This is a genomic window from Streptomyces stelliscabiei (assembly GCF_014873495.1).
In the GTDB taxonomy this organism is placed as follows: domain Bacteria; phylum Actinomycetota; class Actinomycetes; order Streptomycetales; family Streptomycetaceae; genus Streptomyces; species Streptomyces bottropensis.
In genome coordinates this window covers 5045371-5066259 of record NZ_JADBGF010000001.1, presented here as the reverse complement: position 1 = coordinate 5066259, position 20889 = coordinate 5045371, and the positions used below count along the sequence as shown (strand labels likewise).

Sequence of the window (20889 nt, the reverse complement as noted above, 5' to 3'; positions counted from 1 at the left end):
CCGCCGACGGGTACCGGCCGCCGCCGTACGAAGGCCGTACGGCGGCGGCCGGCCGGACTCAGTGACCGCGGCGCAAGGCCGCCTCGTGCATCCGCTGCTCGGCGATCCGGTCGGCCGCGGCGGCCGGCGGAATACCGTCCGTCTTCGCACGTGCGAAGATCGCCAGCGTGGTGTCGAAGATCTTCGCGGCCTTGGCCCTGCACCGCTCGAAGTCGAACCCGTGGAGCTCGTCGGCGACCTGGATGACCCCGCCGGCGTTCACCACGTAGTCCGGCGCGTAGAGGATCCCGCGGTCGGCGAGATCCTTCTCGACGCCGGGGTGCGCGAGCTGGTTGTTGGCCGCGCCGCACACCACCTTGGCGGTGAGGACGGGCACGGAGTCGTCGTCGAGGGCCCCGCCGAGCGCGCAGGGGGCGTAGATGTCGAGCCCCTCGGTCCGGATGAGCGCGTCGGTGCCGGAGACCGCGGTGATCCCTTCGGGGTGCCGGTCGAGGATCCGCCGCACGGCGTCCTCGCGCACGTCCGTGATCACGATCTCGGCGCCCTCGGCCAGCAGGTGCGTCACGAGGTGGTGGCCGACCTTGCCGACGCCCGCGATGCCGACCCTGCGGCCGCGCAGCGACGGATCGCCCCAGACGTGCTGGGCGGAGGCCCGCATGCCCTGGTAGACGCCGAAGGCGGTGAGTACGGACGAGTCGCCCGCGCCGCCGTTCTCGGGGGAGCGGCCCGTCGTCCAGCGGCACTCGCGGGCCACGACGTCCATGTCGGCGACGTACGTGCCGACGTCGCACGCGGTGACGTAGCGGCCGCCCAGCGAGGCCACGAACCGCCCGTAGGCGAGCAGCAGCTCCTCGCTCCGGATCCGGTCGGGGTCGCCGATGATCACGGCCTTGCCGCCGCCGTGGTCGAGACCGGCCATGGCGTTCTTGTACGACATCCCGCGGGCGAGGTTCAGCGCGTCGGCGACGGCCTCCGCCTCGGTCGCGTACGGGTAGAAGCGCGTGCCGCCGAGAGCGGGGCCGAGCGCGGTGGAGTGGATGGCGATGACGGCCTTGAGGCCGCTGGCCCGGTCCTGGCAGAGCACGACTTGCTCGTGACCGCCCTGGTCCGACTGGAACAGGGTGTGCAGGACGCCGTCAGATACATCGGTCACTGTGGTGACTCCTGGGTAAGAAGCGGCGGTTGGGTACAGGCTCCCGTACGGGTGGCGGGGTCTGTGGGCATGAGATTAGAGCCTGCGTCCGCCGTACAGCGGCGCAGCCTCAGGATCACCCCACTCCCGGAGTACGGACGTGGTGCGATCCGCACAGTTTTCCGGCCCGCCGGTGTGCGGGTTCGGCAGGTTTCCCCGGTGACAGCCGGGGGAGGGAGGAGGCGTGCCCAAGGTGTCCTCGGTGATCGTCCCGTACGCGTCCTACCTTCGCGTGTACGAACCGCTGGCGGCCTTCCCCGAGCCGGAGCGCGGCCACTGGGCCCGCTACGCCCGGCGCACCGACCGGCCCTCCTACCAGGACGAGCTGCGCCGCTCGCTGGCCGACCTGCTGCCGACCCCGCCCATGCCGGTGCCGGTGCACGAGAGCGGGGACGCCTTCGTGCTGGACGTCGACGGGGTGGTCTGCGTGTGCCCCTGGCGGACCCGGCTGCGCGGCTGGCAGGCGCTCGGCGACCTGGCCGAGGAGCTGCCCGCCCCGGTCCTGGACGCGGTGCTGCCGCCTCTGGTGCGGCGCCAGGCGAGCCAGGACTACGAGCGGTGGATGGCCGGCAACCCCGACGCCCGTCCGTGGATCCGCACGGCGACCTGGCAGGTGCCGCTGAACTGGTTCGTGCTCGTCTCGGACGAGGAGCGCACCTACGAGAAGGGATCCGGCGAGAACTCGCCGGTGCTTCGCTATCGCACTCCCATGGTGCAGGCCCGGCGGCGCGTGGCGCGTGGGCTGCGGACCCTGCGGGACACCGTCGACGAGGGGCCGCTCGTCGACGGTCTGATCGACGTGGGCCGCTGGCTGGAGGAGTTCCACCCGCGCTCGCTCGTCGAGCTGGACTACGGCGGCCTGGTGCACGTCCTGCCCGCCGCCGAGCTGGACGGCGACCACTCCGCCGCCGATGTCGCCGAGGGCATCGAGGCTCTCCGCGACGGGGACGGGCCTGCCGCCGGGGAGGCGTACGGGCGGCTGGTCGAGCGCTGGCGGGCGGTGCGGGACCGGCGCTCGGCGAACTGAGACCGGCTCTCGGCGATCAGGTTCGGGCACTCGGCGAGCAGAACCGGACTGATCCGGTTGAACCGACGCAACCCCGCAGCCGTACTTGTGACTTGTGGGGCCAGCGGGCAAAGGCTTTCCATGAAGGCCGAACCATGGTGAACTGTCCACCCTTGACCCAAGCTTGACACCGCGCAGTTACCTGCGGGGCGTCACAGGGGGACGTAGGTCCCGATCCGGGCTTTTGCGTCAAGAAGCCGCCAAGCGTGACGGATTGCACTTACGCGGGCCTTGCCTCTTACGCACCTCCTCGTGTCAAAATAGGACAAGGAGCCCGGGGGAGGCTCCTTCTGCCCGCGTTTGGGTGGAATCTCAGCATTGCACGCTATTGGGGGGGTCTCGTGACTCCTGCACGCCACTGTGACTGATCGTCACAGTGGCGTGACTGTCCGCTATGGGGTAGTCCATCGGCATCCGTCGCTGATGAACACCTGGGAGGGCAATTCCATCGGTTTGGCCGACGCGGCTGGACGGATGGTGTAGTTGTAGTGCCGAGGACAAGCCGTTCGTCCTATAACCGACTCGACTCGCGTCCGCCATTTCGGGCAACGCGGGTCAAGGTGCAGAATTTAGAGGAAAGAACCGAGAAGGTTCGGTTCTCCCGAGGAGGCCGCTCATGACCGCTCGCACCCCTGATGCCGAGCCGCTGCTGACCCCGGCTGAGGTCGCCACCATGTTCCGTGTGGACCCGAAGACGGTCACGCGGTGGGCGAAGGCCGGCAAGCTCACGTCCATCCGCACGCTCGGCGGACACCGCCGCTACCGCGAGGCTGAGGTCCGCGCACTGCTCGCGGGTATTCCGCAGCAGCGCAGCGAGGCCTGAACCCTCGCTTAACAGGGCATTTCGGCTGGTCCCCCAATCGGCCGGGAGCCTGGAAGCACCACCGCTCAAACAGCTTTGAACGACGCGGGTTCTGCCCCAACAGATCCCACGCCCGAGCCACACAGAACTTTCCGGGAGGCCTCAGGCCCCCTGGACATCGTCAGGCAAGCACCAAGGGTGCGTCGTAGATCGCGCTGGACTCCGCCGGGTCCAGCGCGATCTTTTTTTGTGCACCGGACCGGGGGTATCCGATCGGGAAGCGACAGGTTGTGCGCGGGCTTGTCGGACTCTGGGGAGGCCTGTCGGATCTCCTGTGGAGGGTCTCGGGGACTGGTGCAATTGCACATATTAAATTGACCAGTTGTAGGAGACCGGTAAGAACCGGCGTTCTGAAAACTCATACGGTGACACCCGTCACACAGCGGGGTCCTTGCTGCCCGAGCGGCATCTGCGGTAATGGCAACGGGAGTTGCTCGTGGCGCGCCCCAGCCGTTCCGCCTAGCCGAGTGTGTTCCCTGCGGAGCGCGTCTCACGCCTTGGAGGGCGCCTCGTCCGCCGCGGGCCCCTCCGCGCCGTCCTCGCCGCCCGCCCCGTGCTCCGTCGCCAGCCGCAGCAGGCGGTGACAGATGGGGCAGTGGCGGGTGAGGTGGCGGTACGAGGAAGCGGCCGACAGATGTGCACGGAGCAATGCGCGGGTCTCGTGCCGAGCGGACGCCGCCATACGCCACCTCCGGGGTCTCGGGGCCCTGAATCTGAGGTACCGGCGGAATGTGACGCCGTCAACCCCCACCGCGCCCGAGGAGGGAGCGTGGGCGCCCTCCGGGGGCGCGGGAAGCGCACGAGGCGCCCCGGGTGCCCCGCACCGCCCAACGACCCCAATCGTCCTGAACCTTGGACGGTGACGGTCGCTCCCGCGCGGCTACGGCGCGGCGCTCGACCGGCGAGGGCCCGACACACCGGGGGCGTGGGCGCGGCGCCCGGTGGCCGTCAGGGCCGCCCCCGCCTCGCCCGGTCGGCGCGAGCCCCGCGCCTCGACCCGGACGTCATGCCGGCTGACAGTCCTCACCAACGGCGGTCGCGTCGCCCCGCTCCAGCTCGCGCGGGACCTGAGCGCGCTCGGCGGCATGAGGCCCCGACGCCGTTGGCAGGAGTGTGGAGGGCCGCGTGGTCGTCAGGGCTGCGCCCGTTATTGGGGCGGTGGGCCCTGCGGGGTGAGGTGGCCGGATCGGGGAGATGTCGCCGCACACGGCGAGAGGCCCGCATTCTCTTCGAATGCGGGCCTCTCGGCGATCAAGCGGTCCTGACGGGATTTGAACCCGCGGCCTCCACCTTGACAGGGTGGCGAGCACTCCAAACTGCTCCACAGGACCAGGTTTCGCAGTCCGCGCCCTCTTGCCGCGCTGGCCTGCGAGAAGAGACTGTACAGGAGCGGGAGCCCGCCGCGCGAACTCACTTTCAGTGAAGGGGTCGTTACGGCACCGCCGCGTCGATCGCCTTCACGATCCGCTTGTCGGAGACGGGGTACGCCGTGCCCAGGGCGTGCGCGAAGTAGCTGACGCGCAGCTCCTCGATCATCCAGCGGATCTCCAGGACCGACGAGGGGACGGGCCGGCCCTGGGGGAGCTGTTCCAGCAGCCAGGCGTACTCGTCGCGCATCTCGTGCACCTTCTCCATGCGGGACGTGTCCCGCTGGACGGCGGTGGGCATCTGCTGCAGCCGGCGGTCGGCCGCCACCAGGTAACGCATCAGGTCCGGCAGCCGCCGCAGCCCCGCCTCCGTGACGAACCCGGGCTTCACCAGGGCGTCCAGCTGCCCCCGTACATCCGCGAGGTTGGCGAGGAGGGCCGGGCTGCGCGTGGACTTCAGTCGGCGCTCGCAGGCCTGCCAGGCGGCCAGCACCTGCTGCACCTGCCCGACCGTACGGACCGTCGTGTCGACGATCTCCGCGCGCACCTTGTCGTACAGCTTGCGGTACGACGACTCGTCCCAGGCGGGCCCGCCGAAGTCGGCGATCAGTTTGTCGGCCGCCGCCATCGCGCAGTCGTCGAACAGCGCCTGGATCGAACCATGCGGATTCGCGGACAGTGCCAGCTTCTGAGCATTGGTGAGCTTTTCGCTCGCGAACTTCGCAGGGTTGACCGGAATGTTGCGGAGGATGAGTCTCCGGGTGCCCTTCCACATCGCTTCGGCCTGCTCCGCCTCGGTGTCGAAGAGGCGGACGGAGACGGTGTTCGACGTCGGCCCGTCGTCCACGAGGGCCGGGTACGCCTTCACCGGCTGCCCGGCCCTGCGGGTCTCGAAGACACGGGTGAGCGAGCCGATGGTCCAGTCGGTGAGGCCCTTGCGCTCCAGGGACTCGCCGCCCTCGCGCTCGGCGGTCGCGGCGGCGGCCTGGGAGAGGGCCTGACGGGCCTTCGGCTTCAGCCGCAGCCGCAGCGCCTCCAGGTCCTTGTCCTCGGCCACCTTCCGGCGCCGCTCGTCGACGATCCGGAAGGTGATCTTCAGATGGTCGGGGACCCGGGACCAGTCGAAGTCCTCGGGCGTCACCGGGACGCCCACCATGCGCTTCAGTTCGCGGGCCATCGTCACCGGCAGCGGCTCCTGGAGGGGGACCGCCTGGTCCAGGAAGCGCCGCGCGAAGTTGGGCGCCGGTACGTAGTTGCGGCGGATCGGCTTGGGGAGGGAACGGATCAGCTCCGTCACGACCTGCTCCCGCAGACCCGGGATCTGCCAGTCGAAGCCCTCGGCGGTGACCTGGTTGAGGACCTGGAGGGGGACGTGGACCGTCACCCCGTCCGCGTCGGCACCCGGCTCGAACTGGTACGTGACACGGAACTTGAGCTGCCCCTGGCGCCAGGAGTCCGGGTAGTCGGCCTTCGTGACCGCCTCCGCCGACTCCCGGATGAGCATCTCCCGCTCGAAGTCCAGGAAGTCCGGCTGCTCATGGCGCTTGTGCTTCCACCACGAGTCGAAGTGGGCGCCGGAGACGACATGCTCGGGGACTCGCTGGTCGTAGAAGTCGAACAGGGTGTCGTCGTCGACCACGATGTCCCGGCGCCGGGCCCGGTGCTCCAGCTCCTCGACCTCGCTGAGGAGCCTGCGGTTGTCGGCGAAGAACTTGTGGTGCGTGCGCCAGTCGCCCTCGACGAGCGCGTTCCGGATGAACAGCTCGCGGCTGGCCTCCGCGTCGATCCGCCCATAGTTGATCTTCCGCTGGACGACGATCGGCACGCCGTACAGCGTGACCTTCTCGTACGCCATCACGGCCGCCTGGTCCTTCTCCCAGTGCGGCTCGCTGTACGTGCGCTTCAGCAGGTGCTCGGCGAGCGGCTCGACCCACTCGGGCTCGATCCTGGCGTTCACCCGGGCCCACAGGCGCGAGGTCTCCACCAGTTCCGCCGACATCACGAAGCGCGGGGGCTTCTTGAAGAGGGCCGAGCCGGGGAAGATCGCGAACTTGGCGTTCCGGGCGCCCAGGTACTCGTTCTTGCCCGTGTTCCGTCCGCCCTCGCCCCCGGTCTCCTTCACGTCCTTCATGCCGATGTGGGAGAGCAGACCGGCCAGGAGGGAGAGGTGGACGTGCTGCTCGGGGGCGTCGTCCTCGTTGAGATGGATGTCCATCTGCCGGGCGACCGTGCGCAGTTGGCTGTAGATGTCCTGCCACTCGCGGATCCGCAGGAAGTTCAGGTACTCCTGCTTGCACATCCGGCGGAAGGACGACGAGCCGCGTTCCTTCTGCTGCTCGCGGACGTACCGCCAGAGGTTGAGGTAGGCGAGGAAGTCGCTCGTCTCGTCCTTGAAGCGGGCGTGCTGCTGGTCCGCCTGGGCCTGTTTGTCGGCGGGGCGCTCGCGCGGGTCCTGGATGGAGAGCGCGGCGGCGATCACCATGACCTCGCGGGCACAGCCGTTCTTGTCGGCCTCGACGACCATACGGGCCAGACGCGGGTCGACCGGCAGCTGCGAGAGCTTGCGGCCCATCGGGGTCAGCCGCTTGCGTGCGTCCTTCTGTGCCGGGTCGAGCGCGCCGAGCTCCTGGAGGAGCTGGACGCCGTCGCGGATGTTGCGGTGGTCCGGCGGGTCGATGAAGGGGAACTTCTCGATGTCACCGAGGCCGGCCGCGGTCATCTGCAGGATGACGGAGGCGAGGTTCGTCCGGAGGATCTCCGCGTCCGTGAACTCCGGACGCGCCTCGAAGTCGTCCTCGCTGTACAGGCGGATGCAGACACCGTCGGACGTACGGCCGCAGCGGCCCTTGCGCTGATTGGCGCTGGCCTGGGAGATCGCCTCGATCGGGAGCCGCTGGACCTTGGTGCGATGGCTGTAGCGGCTGATGCGGGCGAAGCCCGGGTCGATGACGTACTTGATGCCGGGGACCGTGAGCGAGGTCTCGGCGACGTTCGTGGCCAGGACGATCCGGCGGCCCGTGTGCGGCTGGAAGACCCGGTGCTGCTCGGCGTGCGAGAGCCGGGCGTACAGCGGGAGCACCTCCGTGAACCGGTAGTTCTTCTTGATCAGCGCGTCGGCGGTGTCGCGGATCTCCCGCTCCCCGGAGAGGAAGACGAGGATGTCGCCCTTCCCCTCGCCCTGAAGCTCCTCGACGGCGTCACAGATCGCGGTGATCTGGTCCCGGTCGGCGTCGTCGCCGTCCTCCTCCAGCAGGGGGCGGTAGCGCACCTCCACCGGATAGGTACGGCCGCTGACCTCGACGATCGGCGCGTCGCCGAAGTGACGGGAGAAGCGCTCGGGGTCGATGGTCGCGGAGGTGATGACGACCTTGAGATCGGGGCGCCGGGGCAGCAGCTGAGCGAGATAGCCCAGCAGGAAGTCGATGTTGAGGGACCGCTCGTGGGCCTCGTCGATGATGATCGTGTCGTAGGCGCGCAGCTCGCGGTCCGTCTGGATCTCGGCGAGCAGGATGCCGTCCGTCATCAGCTTGACGAAGGTGGCGTCCGGGTTGACCTGGTCGGTGAAGCGGACCTTCCAGCCCACCGCCTCGCCCAGCGGCGTCCGCAGTTCCTCCGCGACGCGTTCGGCGACCGTGCGGGCGGCGATACGACGGGGCTGCGTGTGCCCGATCATGCCGCGGACGCCACGCCCCAGCTCCATACAGATCTTGGGAATCTGGGTCGTCTTCCCGGAGCCGGTCTCACCGGCGACGATGACGACCTGGTGATCGCGGATGGCGGCCGCGATGTCGTCCTTCTTCTGGCTGACGGGCAGCTGCTCGGGGTACGAGACGGCCGGCACGCGCGCGGCACGCTCGGCCATGCGGGACTCGCCCTGGGCGACCTCCGCCTCGATCTCGGCGAGCACGGCGGCCCGGGCCTCGGGCTTACGGATCTTGCGCGCGCCTTCGAGCCTGCGCCCGAGCCGGTGCGCGTCGCGCAGGGACAGCTCGGCCAGACGGGGGGCGAGGGCGCCGAAGGCGGGGGCAGGTGGCGTAGACATACGCGACCCAGGATCTCACCTCGACGAAACGAGGGGCGAACGCTTTTGCGTCCGCCCCTCGTCCGGTGCCTGTGATGCGCGTTACCGCGCGTCGACGTAGTCCTCGGCGCCGGCGCCCGCGAAGTGCTTGCTGTCGGGCTCCAGGTGGACGGGCACCCAGGTGCCGTCCATCGGTGCCTTGATGCCCTTGGCGAAGGAGCCGTTCGCCTTGGTCTTGACGGTGTCCATCAGGTACCAGGTCTTCTCGCCCCTGGGCCGGAACAGGATCTGGACCCGCTTGCCGCCGTACGCCTTCCAGCTCGTCCAGCCCGTCGTGCTCGCGGGCTTCGCCTCCTGGAGGACGCCCTTGACGGTGAGGGTGCGGCCGACGCGGACCGGCTCGGGGGAGGCGCCCGCGCCCTTGATCCGGGTGAGGGCCTTCACCTTGCGCATGGCCTTGCTGGTGGTGCCCTTGATGTCCCGCTTGGTGTCGCCGGCGTACCGCAGTCGCCAGTAGCCGTCCGGGTTGCCCTTGAGTCCCTCGACGATGAACTGCGAGCCGAAGCCGGTCGTGACCGTCTTCTTGGTCTTCCAGCCGGTCCTGCCGTCGGCGGAGTACTGGATGCCGACCTTGATCCGGCCGCTGTGGTAGTTGCCGGACAGGTCCACGCTGCCGGTGATGTCCAGCTGGGCGTGTTCGTTCTGCGCGGCCGTGAACTCGGTGAACCTGCTGGTCGAGGTGACCTCGGCCGTCACGTCGGCGGTCGCGGTCCGCTGGATCCAGGGGTTGTACGGGTAGGGCGGGAAGGCCACTTCGAACTTCGTGTCGCCGTAGACGCGCCTGACGAAGGCGAAGCGTCCGGCGGCGTCCGTGGTCGCCTCGGTCGCGTCGGTGATGTGGCTGTCCTTGTAGTCCAGCTCCAGCGGGATGCCCGCCAGCGGCTTCCACTCGGTGCCGCTTCGGTACTCCAGCCGTCCGGTGACCTTCATCTCGGCGTTCGCCACGACATGGAAGTTCTTCTTGTCGAGGATCAGGCGGGTCGGGGCGGCCTTGGGCTTGATGTCGACCCAGGGGACCGTGGCGTAGCCCAGATCGCTGCGGTACTCGGCCCGGGCCCAGCCGCCCTGGCTCACCTCGCGGGCGAGGGAGAAGTGACCCTGGTCGTCCGTGGTGACGGTCTCCTCCACCGAACCGCCCAGGTCGATGTCGACGGAGGCGCCCGGCATGGGCGTGGTCGACCGGGTGCCGGGGTCGCGCAGGAGGAGGTCACCGGTGGCCGTGACGAGCTTGTCGTCGATGGTCGGCTCGGTCGGTGTGACGGAGAAGTCCGCGATCACGGGCTGCTTCTCGTAGCGCAGCACACCCGCGTTCTGCTGGACGGTGCTCTCGCCGCCGCTGGTCGTGGCCTCGACGTCGATCGTGTACTCGCCGAGGGTGTCCAGGTGGACGGGCGGGGACGACCAGACGCCCTCCCACGAACTGGCCCAGTACGTCTGGGTGAAGTCGGTGATCGTGGCCACGGGCGGGTCGGTCTCGGCGCTGCCGAGCGGACGCAGCTTCGCGGTGATCTTCTTGACGTCCTCGCCGACCGCGCTGCCGTGGTTGAGGCGGACGTCGATGACCGACCAGTCCGCCGAGTCGCTGGTCGCTTCCTTGACCACCGGAGCGGCGGCCTGTGCCGTGCCGGGTATCGCGAGCAGGGAGGACAGGACGGCGCCGGCCGTCACGAGTCCCCTGGTGATGTGTCTCAAGAACCCCCCATGGTTCTCGGTGGGCCGCGGCTCCGCAGCGGCCTCACTGTGAGCGACGAAGACCCCCTCCGGTCACCCGGAGGGGGTCTTCGTCACGATGTGGCTGGGGCCGGGGTCGAACCGGCGACCTATCGCTTTTCAGGCGATCGCTCGTACCAACTGAGCTACCCAGCCGCGATGTTTCACGTGAAACACCAGCGGTCCTGACGGGATTTGAACCCGCGGCCTCCACCTTGACAGGGTGGCGAGCACTCCAAACTGCTCCACAGGACCAAGCTTGTGCGGGACTAGTCTCGCACACGATTTTGCGTGCCCCCAACGGGATTCGAACCCGTGCTACCGCCTTGAAAGGGCGGCGTCCTAGGCCGCTAGACGATGAGGGCTATCGGCCCGCCTGGGCGCTTCGTCAGCGCGTCGGGGACGTGAGAAGCATATGGGATGGCGGGAGGTATCGCCAAAACGGTTTACGGGCCGCTGGGAGACCCCTTCCTCGACGTACTTCCCGAGGGCGACGGGGACCGTTCGTCGCCGCCCTCCTCCCCGGGTGCGGCCCCCGGCTGGTTCTCCTTGGGCAGATGGCGGCTGACCTCCGCCGTCGTCAGACCCAGGCCGCCCAGCTTGATCTCGTCCCAGGCCTGCAGACGACGGGTGTCGCGGTCGAGGTACAGGACCGAGGCCTCGATCGGGTCGGGGTGCTGCCCCTCCAGGGCGCGCAGACCGCTGCCGCCCGTCGAGCCCTCGATGCGCAGGCGGGTGCCCTCGCGCAGGATCTCCATCTCGGGGTGGTGCAGATGCCCGGCGAGGACGAGCGGGACGTCGCCGTCCGTCTCCCGGGCGGCGTCCGGGTTGTGGGCGATCGCGATGTCCACGGGGGTGCCCGCGGCCCGCTGCGCGCGCAGGGCGTCCGCCAGCCGCCGCCCGGCCGCCTCCTCCGACGGCAGGCCCGACGCGCCGGCCGAGCGGTCCGGGGTGAACTGCGGGTCCCCCATCCCGGCGAACCGCAGCCCGCCCACGGTCACCGCCTTCCCCTCGTCGAGGACGTGGGTGTGGTCGATGCCCTCCAGATAACGCTGCGTCGCACGGGAGTCGTGGTTGCCGCGCACCCAGACGTACGGGGCCCCGAGGTCGGCGATCGGGTCGAGGAACCCGTTCTCGGCGGCGGTGCCGTGGTCCATGGTGTCGCCGGAGTCGACGATGACGTTGATCTCGTACTGCTCGACCAGCGAGGCGATGATCTTCCAGCTGGCGGGGTTCAGATGGATGTCGGAGACGTGCAGGACGCGGATCGTCGTCGGGTCCGGCTGGTACGCGGGGAGCGTGGACGTGACGTCGTACAGCCTGGTCACGTTCGTCACCAGGCGGGCCAACTCCTTCTGGTAGACGTCGAATTCGGTGACGATGCTGCGCGCGTTGCCGACCAGGGAGGGTGCGGAGGAGAGCAGGCCCGAGAACTTCGGCTCCAGGACGGAGTTGGGGTTCCAGGTGGCGGCGGCGGTGCCCCCGGCGCCGGCCAGGAGCACGAAGGCGAGGCCGCCGGCGGCCAGGGCGCGGCGGGGGCGGCGGTACACGGCGAGGCCGAGCGCGGTGGCCCCCGAGACGACGGCGACGCCGGAGCGTACGGCCAGGTCGATGGTGCCGTGCCGTACGTCGGAGGCGATCTCCTCCTGCAGTCCGGAGATCCGCTCGGGGTGGTCGACCAGGGCCTGGGCGCGCTCCGGGTCGAGCTGGTCGACGTTGACGTCCAGGCGTACGGGGGCGTTGTGGCTGCGCAGTTCCAGGGCGCCCAGCGGGGAGACGTTGATCTTCGTGCCGCCGGTGAGGGACGGGCGCAGGGTCATCGTCGTGTTCATGGGGCCGACGGGGGTGCGGACGTTGCCCACGATCAGCAGGCCCAGCCAGGCGCCGAGCAGGACGACCGCGACCAGGCTGAGTGCCCGCCCCCAGGGGTGGGGGTGGTGGACCAGCTCGATGGTCGGGTGCGCGCGGCGGGACCGGTAGTGCCGGGCCAGGGCGCGGGGAGCGCGGAGCAGGGCCCGGCGGATGCGGCGCAGGGTCGAACGCCGGGGGTCGGGGGTGTCGGCGGAGGCCGGGTCGGCGGGGGCGCGTGCCATTGGTCGCGTATGCCCCGGGGCGGGGGCGGATATGCGGCGGGGGTGGTGGGGGCGGGAGGGGTGGCCGCCGGGGCGTCGTGCGGGTGGGCGGTGCGTGGGTTCGGGGTTCGCGGGTGCGCCGGGCTCGTGGGTGTCCCGGGTTCCGCGGTGCCTGGTGTGGCCCGTGTGCTTCCCGGGGCTCTCGTACCCGCGTGTCGTGCACGACAATGGCCGTGTGCTGGAGATGACGCGCGAGGAGTTCGAGGAACTGGTCGCCACGGCGTTGGACCGGATTCCGCCGGAGCTGACACGGCTGATGGACAACGTGGCGGTGTTCGTCGAGGACGAGCCGCCCGCCGACGACCCCGAGTTGCTCGGGCTGTACGAGGGGACTCCGCTCACGGATCGCGGGGAGTGGTACGCGGGGGTGCTGCCGGACCGGATCACGATCTACCGGGGGCCGACGCTGCGGATGTGCGAGTCGCGGGAGGACGTGGTCGCGGAGACCGAGGTGACCGTGGTGCACGAGATCGCGCATCACTTCGGGATCGACGACGCGCGGTTGCACGCGCTGGGGTACGGATAGGGGCCGGCGCGGGCGCCGGGCGGCGCGTGTCCTCTTGTGGGCGGCGGGAGTTGGGCAGGGGGACTCCCCTTCACGCCCCCCTCGGAGGTGGCCGCCGTGCGCGCCTTGAACGTACCCGTCCGTCTGGCCGCCACGGTCATGGCCGTAGCGGCGGCCGCCGGCTGTATGAGCGTGGGGGACGACGGGCGGAAGCCCGGGCCGTCGCCGTCCGCGGGGCAGCGGGGCGGCGAGAGGCCGGACGGGGGCTCCGCGTGGACGGGCGGCGATACGGGATACCAGGCCGGGCAGGGGAAGCGGCACGGTTCCGCCTCGCCCGGCCCTTCCGCCTCCGGGCCCCCTTCCGCGTCCGCGTCGGCCTCCGGGGCGGCCGAGCCGTCCGGCAGGGCGAAGCCGCCCGAGGGAGGCAAGGGCGAAGGGAAGGGCGAAGGGAAGGGCGAGGGGCCGCGGAAGCCCGAGCCGACGAAGGGCGAGCCGTCCCCGCCGCCGGTCGTGGAGCCCGAGCCCGAGCCGACCGAGCCGCCGGAGTCGCCGTCGCCCGTGCCCGAGCCCTCGGCCGAGCCCTCGTCGTCCGCGCACGAGCAGGGCGCGCAGCTCATGGAGCGGGAACCGGCGCCGGAGGCGGGGGACGCGGCGTAGCGCCGTCCCGCGCACGCTGTGCGGGCCCCGCGCGTGCTGGGCGAGCCCACGCGTGGTGTGTGCGCGAGCCGCCCCACGCATGCTGTACGATGAGACTTCTGCCGCCGCTTGACGTCGGCCCTCACCTCCGCCCGAAAACGTCGGGCCCGGACCTGCGGATATCCGCTGGGTTTGCCTTGAGGGGTTGCGGGTGCGTATGGTGGCAGATCGTTTGATCCCCTTGCCCCATTGCCCGGCGCCATCACAGAGCGCGCCGTGTGGCGCGTACTCTCCCTTGCCGTGGCGGACCGCATAGAGGCGGTCGTGTGCGAATCACGGAGTTGACGGGCGCGTGCCGACGAGACTCCGGAAGGTTTCGCATACGCATGTCCATTTCCAGTACTGATCACGTTGTCGTGCCCGAGAACGGCGCGGACGCAGAGGTCGTCGAGAACATCGAGAACGCCTCCGTCGAGGCCGCTCCCGAGGTCACCTTCGCGACTCTCGGTCTCCCCGAGGGCGTCGTGCGCAAGCTCGCGCAGAACGGCGTGACCACCCCCTTCCCGATCCAGGCCGCGACCATCCCGGACGCCCTGGCCGGCAAGGACATCCTCGGCCGCGGCCGTACCGGCTCCGGCAAGACGCTGTCGTTCGGCCTGCCGCTGCTCGCACAGCTGTCCGGCGCTCACACCGAGAAGAAGAAGCCCCGCGGCATCATCCTCACGCCGACCCGTGAGCTCGCGATGCAGGTCGCGGACGCCCTCCAGCCGTACGGTGACGTCCTCGGCCTGAAGATGAAGGTCGTCTGCGGCGGTACGTCGATGGGCAACCAGATCTACGCCCTGGAGCGCGGCGTCGACGTCCTCGTCGCCACCCCGGGCCGGCTGCGCGACCTCATCAACCGTGGCGCCTGCTCCCTGGAGAACGTCCAGGTCGCCGTGCTCGACGAGGCCGACCAGATGTCCGACCTGGGCTTCCTGCCCGAGGTCACCGAGCTGCTCGACCAGATCCCGGGCGGCGGCCAGCGCATGCTGTTCTCGGCCACGATGGAGAACGAGATCTCCACGCTGGTCAAGCGCTACCTGAGCAACCCGGTCACGCACGAGGTCGACAGCGCCCAGGGCAACGTCACGACCATGTCGCACCACATCCTGATCGTGAAGCCCAAGGACAAGGCGCCGGTCACCGCCGCGATCGCCTCCCGCAAGGGCCGCACGATCATCTTCGTCCGCACCCAGCTGGGCGCCGACCGCATCGCCGAGCAGCTCTGCGACTCCGGTGTGAAGGCCGACGCGCTCCACGGCGGTATGACGCAGGGCGCGCGTACCCGTGTGCTCGAGGACTTCAAGAAGGGCTACGTCAACGCGCTCGTCGCGACCGACGTGGCCGCCCGCGGCATCCACGTCGACGGCATCGACCTGGTCCTCAACGTGGACCCGGCCGGTGACCACAAGGACTACCTGCACCGCTCCGGCCGTACGGCCCGCGCGGGCCGCAGCGGCACGGTCGTGTCCCTGTCCCTGCCGCACCAGCGCCGGCAGATCTTCCGCCTGATGGAGGACGCGGGCGTCGACGCCTCGCGCCACATCATCCAGGGCGGTACGGCCTTCGACACCGAGGTCGCCGACATCACCGGCGCCCGGTCGATGACCGAGGTCCAGGCCGAGTCCGCGGGCAACGCCGCGCAGCAGGCCGAGCGTGAGGTCTCGCAGCTCACCAAGGAGCTGGAGCGCGCCGCACGTCGTGCCAACGAACTGCGCGAGGAGGCCGACCGGCTGACCGCGCGTGCCGCGCGCGAGCGGGGCGAGGACCCGGAGGCGGCCGTGGCCGCGGTGGCCGAGGCCGTCGCCGCAGTCGTCGTCGAGGAGGCCGCCGCCGAGGCGACGGCCGCCGCTGCGGCGCAGGCACGCGAGGAGCGTCCGCGCCGTGACGAGCGGGGCAACTACGAGCGCCGCGAGCGTCGGGACGAGCGTCCGTCCGGTGGGTTCAACCGTGACTACGACCGTGGTGGCCGCTCCTTCGAGCGTCGTGACGAGCGCCCCTCGGGCGGTGGCTTCCGCCGGGACGACCGTCGTGACGGTGGCGACCGTGGCGGCTTCCGCCGCGACGAGCGTCCGTCCGGTGGGTTCAACCGTGACAACGACCGTGGTGGTCGCTCCTTCGAGCGTCGTGACGAGCGCCCCTCGGGCGGTGGCTTCCGCCGGGACGACCGTCGTGACGGTGGCGACCGTGGCGGCTTCCGCCGCGACGAGCGTCCGTCCGGTGGGTTCAACCGTGACAACGACCGTGGTGGTCGCTCCTTCGAGCGTCGTGACGAGCGCCCCTCGGGCGGTGGCTTCCGCCGGGACGACCGTCGTGACGGTGGCGACCGTGGCGGCTTCCGCCGCGACGACCGCCCGTCCACCGGTCACCGGGGCAGCGACCGTCCCTTCAACCGTGACCGCCAGGGCGACCGCCCCACCGGCGGCGGTTTCCGCGCCGGCGGCCACGACCGCCCGCAGGGCCGTCGCGACGACCACCGTGGCACGGGCTCCGGCTCGGGTGCGTCCTTCGGTCGCCGCGACGACAAGCCGCGCTGGAAGCGCAACGGCTGATCGGTGGCTGATCCCACGCGCTGACGCCGGTGGCTGACGCCGACTCACACCTCGAAGGGCCCGTACGACTCCGGTCGTACGGGCCCTTCGAGCGTGTTCGGTCAGGTTCGATCCCGCATCGCTCGGTTCCCGCCGATTTTCGGCCACGTCGTGGCGCATGTCACGTCCCCGGAGAGGGAATTGCTGGGGGCATGACAGATGACGACATAGCCCGTGGGGCAGCCGGGGCTTCGGCTCCGGAGTCTGTGTCGGTCTCGGTGTCCGACGAGGAACGTCTGGCCCAGCTGGGCTACACACAGGTCCTCGCCCGCCGTATGTCCGCGTTCTCCAACTACGCGGTCTCCTTCACGATCATCTCCGTCCTCTCCGGCTGTATGACGCTCTACCTCTTCGGCATGAACACCGGCGGGCCCGCGGTGATCACCTGGGGCTGGGTCGCGGTCGGCCTGATGACGCTCTTCGTGGGTCTCGCCATGGCCGAGATCTGCTCGGCCTATCCGACCTCCGCCGGGCTGTACTTCTGGGCCCATCGGCTGGCACCGGAGCGCAGCGCGGCCGCCTGGGCGTGGTTCACGGGCTGGTTCAACGTGCTCGGCCAGGTCGCCGTGACCGCCGGCATCGACTTCGGCGCGGCGTCCTTCCTGGCGGCGTACCTGAACCTGGAGTTCGGCTTCGAGGTGACCCCGGGCCGGACGATCCTGCTCTTCGCCGCGATCCTGCTGCTGCACGGCCTGCTGAACACCTTCGGCGTGGGCATCGTGGGGCTGCTGAACAGCATCAGCGTGTGGTGGCACGTCGTGGGCGTGGCCGTCATCGTCGGCGCGCTCGTCATCGTCCCCGACAGCCATCAGTCGGCGTCCTTCGTGTTCACGGAGTTCGTCAACCACACCGGCTGGGGAAGCGGGCTGTACGTGGTGCTGCTGGGCCTGCTGATGGCGCAGTACACCTTCACCGGGTACGACGCCTCCGCCCATATGACCGAGGAGACGCACGACGCGTCGACGGCCGGCCCCAAGGGCATCGTCCAGTCCATCTGGACGTCCTGGTTGGCGGGCTTCGTCCTCCTCCTCGGCTTCACCTTCGCCATCCAGTCCTACGACGGTGCCCGCGAGTCGGCGACCGGGGTGCCGCCCGCGCAGATCCTGCTCGACGCGCTCGGCGTGACCGGCGGCAAGCTGCTCCTCCTCGTCATCATCGGCGCACAGCTGTTCTGCGGTATGGCGTCCGTCACCGCCAACAGCCGCATGATCTACGCCTTCTCCCGCGACGGCGCGCTCCCGTACTCGCACGTCTGGCACACCGTCAGCCCGCGCACCCGCACCCCCGTGGCGGCCGTCTGGCTGGCGGCGGGCGGCGCGCTGGTGCTCGGCCTCCCGTACCTGATCAATGTCACCGCGTACGCCGCCGTCACCTCGATCGCGGTGATCGGCCTCTACATCGCCTACGTCATCCCCACCTTGCTGCGGCTGCGCAAGGGCGACGCCTTCGAGCGCGGCCCCTGGCACCTGGGGCGCTGGTCCCGGGTGATCGGGATCGTCGCCGTGGTGTGGGTCCTCGCGATCACCGTGCTGTTCATGCTTCCGCAGCTGTCGCCGGTCACCTGGGAGAACTTCAACTACGCGCCGGTCGCCGTCCTGGTGGTACTGGGCTTCGCCGCGATCTGGTGGGCCGCATCCGCCCGCCACTGGTTCCTCAACCCCGAGCACGAGCGCAGTGTGGCGCGGGAGGCGGCGCGGAAGGTGGCGCGGTGAGGACGAGGCCGCCCTGACCGAGGGGACTCGGGCACCAGCCAACTCGCCCCGCTTCCGGCGATCTTCCGTCCGTTCTGTTCTGCGGCGGACCTTTTTGCGGCCCTCCGACGCGGCCGGGTCACCGATACCCGATCGGACTCCCGGCCACGTCCGGCTATGCTCGGGGAGGCAACATCGCCTGGGCCCTTAGCTCAATTGGCAGAGCAGTGGACTTTTAATCCATTGGTTGTGGGTTCGAGTCCCACAGGGCCTACGGTTCGCGGGTGGGGGTTACCCCCTCTGACCTGCGGTGCGGCGCCCGGGTCGGCTTCGGTCGGCTCGGGCGCCGCTTCGTTTTCGCCGGGCCGTCGTCCGGAGCCGTCCGGAGCCGCCTTCCGGGGTCGTCGCTCGCCCACCTCAGCCCCCGGGCCGAACTACGCCTGAGCGGACGGCTCTCGCCCTCCACGGTCGCGGTGATCGCGCCGATGAAGCTCGGCATCCCGCCCCGTGAGGAGGAGGTGCTGACCCCCGCGGAGGCCCGCGCCCGCCACGGCTACGCCAAGCCCGCCGAGGCCCATCTCGCCTTCCGGGCCCGGCAGGCGGCTCGCGTCTTCGACGCCGTCGAAGACGCGAGCGACCAGGGGCTCACCGAGTCCCAGGAGATCCTCGGGCCGCTGTCGTGAGCGGCTGCGTCGGGTTCATGGCCGTCGTCGACCAGGTGCAGGTGCCGGTGCCGGTGATGGTCCCGGAGTCGAGGGCGACGGTGAGGATGACGGCGACGGTGCCGGCCCGGGCGGCGGCGTGAGCTTCGCCGTGGCGACGTACGAGACCACGACCGCGACGATCACCAGCGGCATGACGGTGACCCCCTGTGCCCCGATCAGCAGCGTGGCCAGCAGGACGGATACCAGCGGCAGCCCCAGCATCGCGGCGCTCATCGCTCCGATCCCCATCGCGAACCCGGCCATCAGGGTCAGCCCCGGGAGGTGGGAGAACAGGAGGCCGCCGGTCGCTCCCACGAACATCGCGGGAAAGATCGGCCCTCCCCGGAAAGCGCTGAGTGACACGCAGTAGGCGAGGCCCTTGCACAGCACCAGCAGTGCCAGCGCGCCCGCCGAGTACGCGGCACTGTGCCTCAGGAGGGGATCCATCGCCGTCTGCCCCGAGTACAGGACGTCGGTCGCCGGTTCGCCGGTGGCCTCCGCGAAGGCGATCGCCAGGCCGGCCACGACCAGGCCCATGACCACCGTGAGCGGCACGCGGCGCCGCTCGACGTGCCTCCTGAGCCGGACGGCGAGCCATCGGATGCCCACCCCCGCGAGCGCGGCCGACAGCCCGATGACCAGAGCCCAGCCGAACTCCGCCACCGTCGGGCGCGCGGCCTCGGGCACATCGTGCAGTGTCAGCGAGTAGGTGCCGAGCCCGGTCCAGGAACCCAGTCCGACGAAGACCAGCGCGCCGATGCCGGAGGCCAGCAGACCGGGCACCAGCACCATCGCCATCATCGGTCCGCCCAGCCCCGAGGCCTCCATCAGGAGAAACGCTCCCAGCAGGGGTGACCCCAGCAGCGAGCTGACGGCCGCGAAGCTGCCCGCCGCGCCCAGCACCGCGCTCATCTGCTCCGGGGGGTCGCGTCTGACCATCCGTACGGCACCGGCGGCGAGCCCGCCGCCGAGCGCCAGGAGCGGCGCCTCGGGACCGAGGACGGCGGCGAAGCTGAGCGTGGCCAGGGCGGCGAGGAAGATGCCGGGCAGTTCGACGGGGGTGGGCGCGGCGGCGGGCTTGAACCCGGCCGACGGTTCGTGGCCGCCGTTCCCCGGCAGGTACCGCACCGTCAGCGCCACGAGCAACCCCCCGAGGGCGAGCAGGGGAAACGGCCACCACCACGGCGTTCCGTCGAACCCCAACGACCTGGGCAGATCCGCGTAGATCAGCGGCTGGACCTCCCCGACCAGGGCGAGGAACCCGAACGCCGCCGCGGACACCGGTACGCCGATCAGGGCGGCCATCAACAGCAGGACGAGGTAGGCGCGGCTCCGCAGCAGCGTCCTCGGGTCCACGGGCGAGGGGGCCTCGGACCCGTCCGTACTGACCGGCATGCGCACAGCCTCCTCGCGGGTGCGGGCTCGTTCCGCTCCCACGGACGGCTACCACCGAACCGGAACGCACCGGACGCCACGCCGGCTGACACACCCGGCGCGCTCCCGAGCCTGGCACGCCACCCGGGAGCCGGCTCGCGGAAAGGGGCTGAGCGTGTGACGTCGGTGAGCGGGGCGGGCGGACCGCCGTCACGCTCAGGTGTGAACAACGCCGACTGTCCGTGGCCGAAACCGGTCACCCGCCCTTCGGTCTGCGGACGTCTGCGACCGGGACGGCCTCCGCTTGATGGTTTCTTCACGGGGCGAGTGACGGTCCAGGGGGTATGGGCGCGTCGCTTTTCGGTCACTGTTCAGTATTTGCGCAACATATACAGTTCGCCGCCTGGTTGGGGCGACATGTCTGCATGTGCGCGCCGTGAACACGGGGAGGGGCGGATGAAGAGGATCCTGCTGACGTCGGGGCTGGTCGGGATGCTGATGGCGGGGGCCGCCGTGCCGACCGCGGCCATCTCGGACACCGGGTCGACGCCGTTGCCCGGTACGGGTGCCCGGGTCGAGGTCACCGCGTGGCAGTGCAACGCCTATGCCGACAAGTGCTCCTTCAAGACGTCGACGAAGACCACGAAGGGCGGTGCGAAGTACCCGGTGAGCAAGATCAGCAACACGGCGACGGTGAAGGCCAACGGCTGGCAGGCGACCCTCGCGCTGAGCCCGAGCGGGACGCCGGTGAGCGAGAGCACCCGGCAGGTCAGCTGGACCAACAAGAACACCTGGATCGCCGACATCAGCGGTATCGCCGACCCGGGGGGCTCGCTCAACACGAGCATCACCACCTGCTCCGACGGCGGTGCCTTCAAGTCCGGTGTCAAAGCGTTCGCTTCGGCCTGTGCCAACGACTGAGCGGTGAGGGAGCAC

At 70.3% G+C, this 20889-nt stretch carries 14 protein-coding genes and 5 tRNA genes; 9 read left to right on the top strand and 10 right to left on the bottom strand.

Annotation, left to right across the window (positions count from 1 at the left end; translation table 11 throughout):
- Nucleotides 1-58: 58 nt before the first annotated feature.
- Entirely contained in the window at nucleotides 59-1153 is a 1095-nt protein-coding gene (locus H4687_RS22315; protein WP_005482659.1) for a Leu/Phe/Val dehydrogenase, read from the bottom strand.
- Between the two features lie 223 nt (nucleotides 1154-1376).
- Here H4687_RS22315 and H4687_RS22310 point away from each other — a divergent pair, with 223 nt between their 5' ends.
- Together H4687_RS22310 and bldC are read left to right on the top strand one after the other, a co-directional pair.
- Complete coding sequence (locus tag H4687_RS22310; protein WP_046914978.1) at nucleotides 1377-2219, top strand: hypothetical protein; 843 nt, start codon at nucleotides 1377-1379, stop codon at nucleotides 2217-2219.
- Nucleotides 2220-2874: 655 nt separating this feature from the next.
- Nucleotides 2875-3081, top strand: a complete 207-nt coding sequence (gene bldC, locus H4687_RS22305; protein ID WP_003949541.1) for a developmental transcriptional regulator BldC — start codon at nucleotides 2875-2877, stop codon at nucleotides 3079-3081.
- 529 nt (nucleotides 3082-3610) lie between these two features.
- Here bldC and H4687_RS22300 read toward each other — a convergent pair.
- The 8 genes from H4687_RS22300 to H4687_RS22265 all read right to left on the bottom strand — a co-directional run bounded on the left by H4687_RS22300 (nucleotide 3611) and on the right by H4687_RS22265 (nucleotide 12371).
- Nucleotides 3611-3802 carry a DUF6274 family protein gene (locus tag H4687_RS22300; protein ID WP_046914979.1) on the bottom strand — a complete coding sequence of 64 codons (192 nt, stop codon included), beginning with the start codon at nucleotides 3800-3802 and terminating at the stop codon, nucleotides 3611-3613.
- A 574-nt stretch (nucleotides 3803-4376) separates the two neighbouring features.
- Nucleotides 4377-4451: transfer RNA gene (locus tag H4687_RS22295), tRNA-Asp, on the bottom strand.
- 100 nt (nucleotides 4452-4551) lie between these two features.
- Nucleotides 4552-8529, bottom strand: coding sequence for an ATP-dependent RNA helicase HrpA (hrpA, locus tag H4687_RS22290; RefSeq protein ID WP_046914980.1), 3978 nt, complete (start codon nucleotides 8527-8529; stop codon nucleotides 4552-4554).
- An 81-nt stretch (nucleotides 8530-8610) separates the two neighbouring features.
- Nucleotides 8611-10260 carry a hypothetical protein gene (locus H4687_RS22285; protein ID WP_225966777.1) on the bottom strand — a complete coding sequence of 550 codons (1650 nt, stop codon included), beginning with the start codon at nucleotides 10258-10260 and terminating at the stop codon, nucleotides 8611-8613.
- 100 nt (nucleotides 10261-10360) lie between these two features.
- Nucleotides 10361-10434, bottom strand: a tRNA-Phe gene (locus H4687_RS22280).
- Between the two features lie 24 nt (nucleotides 10435-10458).
- Nucleotides 10459-10533, bottom strand: a tRNA-Asp gene (locus H4687_RS22275).
- 37 nt (nucleotides 10534-10570) lie between these two features.
- Nucleotides 10571-10643, bottom strand: a tRNA-Glu gene (locus tag H4687_RS22270).
- Nucleotides 10644-10724: 81 nt separating this feature from the next.
- Entirely contained in the window at nucleotides 10725-12371 is a 1647-nt protein-coding gene (locus H4687_RS22265) for a metallophosphoesterase family protein (protein ID WP_192781705.1), read from the bottom strand.
- Nucleotides 12372-12585: 214 nt separating this feature from the next.
- Here H4687_RS22265 and H4687_RS22260 point away from each other — a divergent pair, with 214 nt between their 5' ends.
- From H4687_RS22260 to H4687_RS22235, 6 genes are all read left to right on the top strand, one after another.
- The gene (locus H4687_RS22260) at nucleotides 12586-12936 is read left to right on the top strand and encodes a metallopeptidase family protein (RefSeq protein ID WP_005482646.1); all 351 of its coding nucleotides are present in this window, start codon (nucleotides 12586-12588) and stop codon (nucleotides 12934-12936) included.
- Between the two features lie 96 nt (nucleotides 12937-13032).
- Nucleotides 13033-13572, top strand: coding sequence for a hypothetical protein (locus tag H4687_RS22255; protein ID WP_046916015.1), 540 nt, complete (start codon nucleotides 13033-13035; stop codon nucleotides 13570-13572).
- A gap of 365 nt (nucleotides 13573-13937) precedes the next feature.
- A complete protein-coding gene (locus H4687_RS22250; protein WP_192781704.1) occupies nucleotides 13938-16145 on the top strand; it encodes a DEAD/DEAH box helicase in 2208 nt (735 codons plus the stop codon).
- A 191-nt stretch (nucleotides 16146-16336) separates the two neighbouring features.
- Nucleotides 16337-17896, top strand: coding sequence for an amino acid permease (locus H4687_RS22245; RefSeq protein ID WP_046917413.1), 1560 nt, complete (start codon nucleotides 16337-16339; stop codon nucleotides 17894-17896).
- A gap of 180 nt (nucleotides 17897-18076) precedes the next feature.
- Nucleotides 18077-18149, top strand: a tRNA-Lys gene (locus H4687_RS22240).
- Nucleotides 18150-18159: 10 nt separating this feature from the next.
- Nucleotides 18160-18558 (top strand): hypothetical protein, encoded by a 399-nt coding sequence (locus tag H4687_RS22235; protein ID WP_143685434.1) that lies wholly within the window; start codon nucleotides 18160-18162, stop codon nucleotides 18556-18558.
- Nucleotides 18559-18573: 15 nt separating this feature from the next.
- Here the strand turns inward: H4687_RS22235 and H4687_RS22230 are convergent, their stop codons facing one another.
- The gene (locus H4687_RS22230) at nucleotides 18574-19974 is read right to left on the bottom strand and encodes a chloride channel protein (protein ID WP_046917415.1); all 1401 of its coding nucleotides are present in this window, start codon (nucleotides 19972-19974) and stop codon (nucleotides 18574-18576) included.
- 435 nt (nucleotides 19975-20409) lie between these two features.
- Between H4687_RS22230 and H4687_RS22225 the strand changes: the two genes are divergently transcribed.
- Nucleotides 20410-20874, top strand: coding sequence for a hypothetical protein (locus H4687_RS22225; protein ID WP_046917416.1), 465 nt, complete (start codon nucleotides 20410-20412; stop codon nucleotides 20872-20874).
- Nucleotides 20875-20889: the final 15 nt, after the last annotated feature.

Bases quoted from the DNA above. Each gene is read 5' to 3' on its own strand.
- bldC (WP_003949541.1), top strand. From the start codon at position 2,875: ATGACCGCTCGCACCCCTGATGCCGAGCCGCTGCTGACCCCGGCTGAG.
- H4687_RS22300 (WP_046914979.1), bottom strand. From the start codon at position 3,802: ATGGCGGCGTCCGCTCGGCACGAGACCCGCGCATTGCTCCGTGCACAT.
- hrpA (WP_046914980.1), bottom strand. From the start codon at position 8,529: ATGTCTACGCCACCTGCCCCCGCCTTCGGCGCCCTCGCCCCCCGTCTG.
- H4687_RS22265 (WP_192781705.1), bottom strand. From the start codon at position 12,371: ATGGCACGCGCCCCCGCCGACCCGGCCTCCGCCGACACCCCCGACCCC.
- H4687_RS22250 (WP_192781704.1), top strand. From the start codon at position 13,938: ATGTCCATTTCCAGTACTGATCACGTTGTCGTGCCCGAGAACGGCGCG.
- H4687_RS22245 (WP_046917413.1), top strand. From the start codon at position 16,337: ATGACAGATGACGACATAGCCCGTGGGGCAGCCGGGGCTTCGGCTCCG.
- H4687_RS22230 (WP_046917415.1), bottom strand. From the start codon at position 19,974: ATGCCGGTCAGTACGGACGGGTCCGAGGCCCCCTCGCCCGTGGACCCG.
- H4687_RS22225 (WP_046917416.1), top strand. From the start codon at position 20,410: ATGAAGAGGATCCTGCTGACGTCGGGGCTGGTCGGGATGCTGATGGCG.